Annotated in this window: 6 protein-coding genes; 2 read left to right on the top strand and 4 right to left on the bottom strand. The window is 70.9% G+C overall.

The features are described 5' to 3' along the window. Window positions 1–109: 109 nt before the first annotated feature. From AB1824_13205 to AB1824_13190, 4 genes are read right to left on the bottom strand one after another with little or no spacing between them, the layout of a single operon-like run. The gene (locus AB1824_13205; GenBank protein ID MEW5765918.1) at window positions 110–1123 is read right to left on the bottom strand and encodes an NAD(P)H-dependent glycerol-3-phosphate dehydrogenase; all 1014 of its coding nucleotides are present in this window, start codon (window positions 1121–1123) and stop codon (window positions 110–112) included. Further along, window positions 1120–1758 (bottom strand): glycerol-3-phosphate 1-O-acyltransferase PlsY, encoded by a 639-nt coding sequence (gene plsY / locus AB1824_13200; GenBank protein MEW5765917.1) that lies wholly within the window; start codon window positions 1756–1758, stop codon window positions 1120–1122. Before plsY ends, AB1824_13205 begins: the two co-directional genes overlap by 4 nt. Continuing rightward, complete coding sequence (thpR, locus tag AB1824_13195; protein ID MEW5765916.1) at window positions 1755–2390, bottom strand: RNA 2',3'-cyclic phosphodiesterase; 636 nt, start codon at window positions 2388–2390, stop codon at window positions 1755–1757. The genes plsY and thpR overlap by 4 nt, the downstream gene beginning before the upstream one ends. Beyond that, window positions 2390–3100 carry a helix-turn-helix domain-containing protein gene (locus tag AB1824_13190; protein MEW5765915.1) on the bottom strand — a complete coding sequence of 237 codons (711 nt, stop codon included), beginning with the start codon at window positions 3098–3100 and terminating at the stop codon, window positions 2390–2392. The genes thpR and AB1824_13190 overlap by 1 nt, the downstream gene beginning before the upstream one ends. A 121-nt stretch (window positions 3101–3221) precedes the next feature. Between AB1824_13190 and AB1824_13185 the strand changes: the two genes are divergently transcribed. Further along, entirely contained in the window at window positions 3222–4013 is a 792-nt protein-coding gene (locus AB1824_13185; protein MEW5765914.1) for an MBL fold metallo-hydrolase, read from the top strand. Beyond that, window positions 4010–4553 (top strand): SDR family oxidoreductase (locus tag AB1824_13180; GenBank protein MEW5765913.1); only part of this gene is annotated, 544 nt, incomplete at its 3' end. The genes AB1824_13185 and AB1824_13180, both read left to right, overlap by 4 nt.

Below are 4553 nucleotides of genomic sequence, written 5' to 3'. Positions count from 1 at the left end.
GGGGCCTTGGGGCCCCTGGGAGAGGCGGACCGCGGCGCGGGAATCGGTGCGGCGCAGAACCTCGCGCCCGGAGTCGGCCGGTCCCGCCCCGGAACTTCGGACCCTTCCCTCAATCGGCCATTTCGTGCTTGAGGTCCCTGGAGAGTAGCTCGCGCACGCCCTGGCCCGGGGGGAGGCCCTCGTAGAGCATCCGCTCGACGACGAAGGTGATGGGCATTTCGACCCCGTGGCGGCGGGCCAGCTCGGCCACGGACCGGGTCGTGGGAACCCCCTCCGCGACCGCCTTCATGGACCCGAGGATGGAGGCGAGGGGCTCGCCCTTTCCCAGCCGGTATCCGACCGTTCGGTTGCGGCTCTCCCCGCCGGTGCAAGTGAGGACCAGATCGCCCACGCCGGAGAGGCCCGAGAAGGTGTGCGGGTCGGCGCCCATGGCGATCCCCAGCCGGACGATCTCCCTCAGCCCCCGGGTGATGAGCGCCGCCACCGTGTTGGGGCCGAAGCCGAGGCCCGAGGCCATGCCGCAAGCGAGGGCGATGACGTTCTTCACGGCCCCCCCGAGTTCCACCCCCGTCCGGTCCGTGCTGGCGTACCCGCGCAGGGGGGCGTGGGAGAGGAGGCGCTGGGCGCGCTCGGCGCCGGCGGGGTCGGGGGAGGCGAGAACCACCGCCGTGGGATCGCCCTGGGCCAGGCCCGCGGCGAAGGAGGGTCCCGAGAGGACCACGACGGGCCCGGCCTTTGGAGCCAGGTGCTCCTCGATGAGGGCGCTGACCGGAAGGAGAGTCTCCCTCTCGATGCCCTTGGAGGCCGAGATCACGAGGGTCTCCTCCGGGCACCGGGGTCCGATTTCGCGCCAGAGCGACCGCGTGGCCTGGGCCGGCGAAACGGAAATCCACGCCGCGGCGTCCCCGGGGGCTTCCCCGGGGTCGTGGAAGAGCCGGATGGACTCCGGCAGGAGGTGGCCCGGCAGGAAGTCGGCGTTTTCCCGGCGGCGGACCATGGATTCGAACTGGGCCTCTTCGTACACCCAGAGCGCCACGGACCCGCCCGCCCTCTGGAGATGGAGGGCCAGGGCCGTGCCCCAGGCCCCCGCTCCCCAGACTACGGTGCTGCCGGGGCCCTTCACGGCTCGCCTCCCGCCTCTCCCCTGCTGCCGGGGCCCCAGATCCGGGGCTCGGTCCCCTTCAGCAGACGGCGGAGGTTGGCGTGGTGGCGGGTGATGAGGAGGAGGCCCGTGGCCGCTCCGATCCAGGCCGACCCGGCCGGGTACCAGCCGAGGAGGTGATGGAGGCCGAGGATCGTGGCGCTGAAGGTCAGACAGGCCAGCACCGATCCCAGGGATACGTACCGCAAGAGGAGGATCTCCGCGACGAAAACGGCGAAGGCGGCGAAGGTCGCTGCCGGGGCCACGAAGAGGAAGGTCCCCAACCCGGAGGCGATGCCCTTCCCCCCCTTGAACCGGAGGTAGACGGGGAAGCAGTGGCCCACGACGGCCGCCGCCCCCGCCGCGGCGGCCACGAAGGGGGCCGTCCCCCAGCGGCTCCCGGCCCAGACCGACAGGGCCGCCTTGGCGAAGTCCAGGACCAGGGTGAGCGCCCCGAGGACCTTCCCCTGGGTGCGAAGGACGTTGGTGGCGCCGATGTTGCCCGATCCCATGGTGCGGATGTCCCCTCCGCCCCTCCAACGCGTGAGAAGAAGTCCGAAGGGAATGGAGCCGGCAAGGTAGCACACGAGGAGAATCCATCCGTCGCGCGGGGTCATCTCTCTCCTCCCAGAGGCCAGTGGCGCAGGACGCCGTACCGGGGACCGGCGGGGGTGAGCGTGCTGTGGAAAAGAGTGACGCGGTCGGCCTCGAAGGCGCCCGCATCGAAGGTTCTCAGGCCGCGGAGAAGGTCCTCCAGCCGAGGCTCCGCCGAGGGCTCTCGGAACCGCCCGAGGGTGAGGTGGGGCCGGAAGGGGCGCTCCTCCCTGGGGATCCCCCGAACCTGAAGGGCCTGCTCCAGCGAAGCCTGCAAGGCCGAAAGCCGGTTCGAGGGATCCTCCAGTCCGGCCCAGAGAACTCGGATCCTCGCGCCCGAGCGGAAGGCCCCGAGTCCGCGGACGGCGAGGGGGATGGGGGGGACGGAGGGCGCGATCTCATCCAGGGCCGCCTCGACGGCGGAGCGGGCCTGCGTCGTGAGGGCGGCGAAGAACTTCAGGGTCACGTGGATCTGGTGGGGCTCCACCCACTTGACCCGACCGGTGGATGGGGATAAATGTTGTATGACATCTGATAGGCTCCGTCGGACCCCCTCGTCGATCTCCACGGCGAGAAAGGCGCGCAGGGGCCCACCCGCCGACGGGGCGCGGGCATGGGGGGGCCGGGATCTTGGGTCCGAGGGGCGAACAGCCATCAGTCCAGCTCCACCGGATTCCAGGACGGCGCCGTGGACGGCTCCCGCGGGGGGGCGGCCTCCTCGCCCGTGAAAAGCATGGAAAGCAGGGGGTGGCGCAGGGCCATCGTTTTGCCCTCCCGCCGCACCAGGGCGGCGTCCTCCATCCAGTTCAAGTAGGATCGAGCCGCCCCGGTCGTGATTCCCAGGGCGCGGGCCGTTTCCCCCGCCGTGGCGGGGCCGCCCGCCAGGAGGTGGGCCACCCGAAGCAGGGCGACACCGCCGCGCGCCGCCGCCGCCCCGGTCTCCCATTCGTACGCCAGGTGGAGGGCCAGGAGGCCGGGCCGGGAGCCCATGTCGAGGTACAGGGGAGGGATCCGCCCGTCCGGTGCATGGTCCTCCACCTCCACCTCCGCGCCGGCCCCGCTGAGGGCTTGGCCCACCTTCCGCATCTCCCGGGGGAATCGGAACCCGACGGCCAGCCCGAAGGTCCGCGCGCACCCGGCGAGTTCCTTCCAGAGGTGCGGCCGCTCCCGCGTGCGGGCCCATCCGAGGAGGGTTTCCCCGCCGAGAAGGACGAGGCCTCCTCCGTCCCGCAGGGCCTCCGGCGGGGGCAGCGGCCGACGGCGGAGGTCCAGAACCTTCCACCCCGGAACCGATGGATTCGGGAATCCGTAGTCCCTCCGGACGAGGAGGCATCGGCCGCGTCGGGGGGAAGGGGCCTGGTTCATGGAACCATGGTACGGCGCGCCGCGTTCGCTGTCAAGTGACAATGTGCTGGCGCCGCTGGCCCACCCCTCCGGAGGCGCGGTACCCTGAGGGTCCCGTGGTACACTTTCCCTCGGAGCGGGCATGCGTGTCACTTTCCTGGGTACCGGTACGTCCGTCGGCGTCCCCATCGTGAACTGCCCCTGCAAGGTCTGCTCCTCCCCCAATCCCAAGAACCGGCGCCTTCGACAGTCCGTGTGGATCACGGGCGGCGGCGCCTCCTTCGTGATCGACGCTGGAGCGGACTTCCGGGAGCAGGCCCTCCGTTTCGGCATCCGCCGGCTCGACGCGGTGCTCCTGACCCACCCGCACGCCGACCACATTTTCGGACTGGACGACACGCGCGTCTTCGCTTACTGGCAGCGGGCCCCCATTCGGGTCTACGGATCCCCGGCCACCCTGGAGGGCGTGCGCAGGACCTTCTGGTACGCCTTCGAGGACCTCCCCGAGGGCGGCGGGAGGCCCAAGCTCGACCTGGTCCCCATCCTCGGGCCCTTCGACGTGGGGGGGCTTCGCGTCGTTCCCTTGACGGGGGACCACGGAAGCATGGAGGTGACGCTCTTCCGCATGGGCCCCTTCGCCTACGCCACGGACTGCAAGCGGCTGCCGCCCGAGGCCGCGCAAGGCCTTCGGGGAGTGGACACGCTGGCCATCAACGCCCTGCGGTTCTCCCCCCGGCATCCGACCCACATGACCGTGGGCGAGGCGCTGGAGGCGGCCAAGTCCCTGGAGGCCCGCCGGGTGTATCTGATTCACATGGGCCATGAAATGGACCACGAAGCCCTTTCCACCTCTCTTCCCCCCGGTGTCGAGCCGGCCTACGACGGGCTGACCCTCGATTTCGACGGGGAACCTGCGCCAATGGAGGTCGAATGACAGCAATTGGGAATTATCCGGATCTGGTGGGCCGAAGGGTCCTCGTCACGGGAGCCTCCTCGGGCATCGGCCTGTCCTGCGCGCGCATGTTCCTGGAGGCCGGCTCCCGGGTCGCTCTGCATTGCCGGTGCCAGAGGGCCCCCGTGGAGGCCCTCTCCGCGCTCCACCCCGGAGCCTCGTGGGTCGTTCAGGCGGACCTCTCCCAGGAAGGGGGGTGTGTGACCCTCGTCCGGGAGGCCGCCGGGCGTCTCGGCGGCCTGGACGTCCTGGTCCACTCGGCGGGGATTTGGAACAGCGGCTCCATCCGGACCTTGAGCCGGGAAAACCTGGAGAGCATGTTCGCGACCAACGCCTTCTCTTCGTACTACCTCGCCAGGGAGTGCGCGGCGGTGATCGAGAGAGGGAGCCTCCTTTTCATCGGCTCCACGGCCGGCCAGCGCGGGGAGCCGGGCCATAGCCACTACGCGGGGAGCAAGGGGGCCGTGCAGTCCATGGTGTACTCCCTCGCCCAGGAGCTGGCCCCGGACATCCGCGTGAACC

This window comes from Acidobacteriota bacterium (genome assembly GCA_040752915.1).
Taxonomy (GTDB): domain Bacteria; phylum Acidobacteriota; class UBA4820; order UBA4820; family DSQY01; genus JBFLVU01.
The sequence above is the reverse complement of the archived record's forward strand: the minus strand, read 5'-3'. Positions and strand labels throughout refer to the sequence as shown.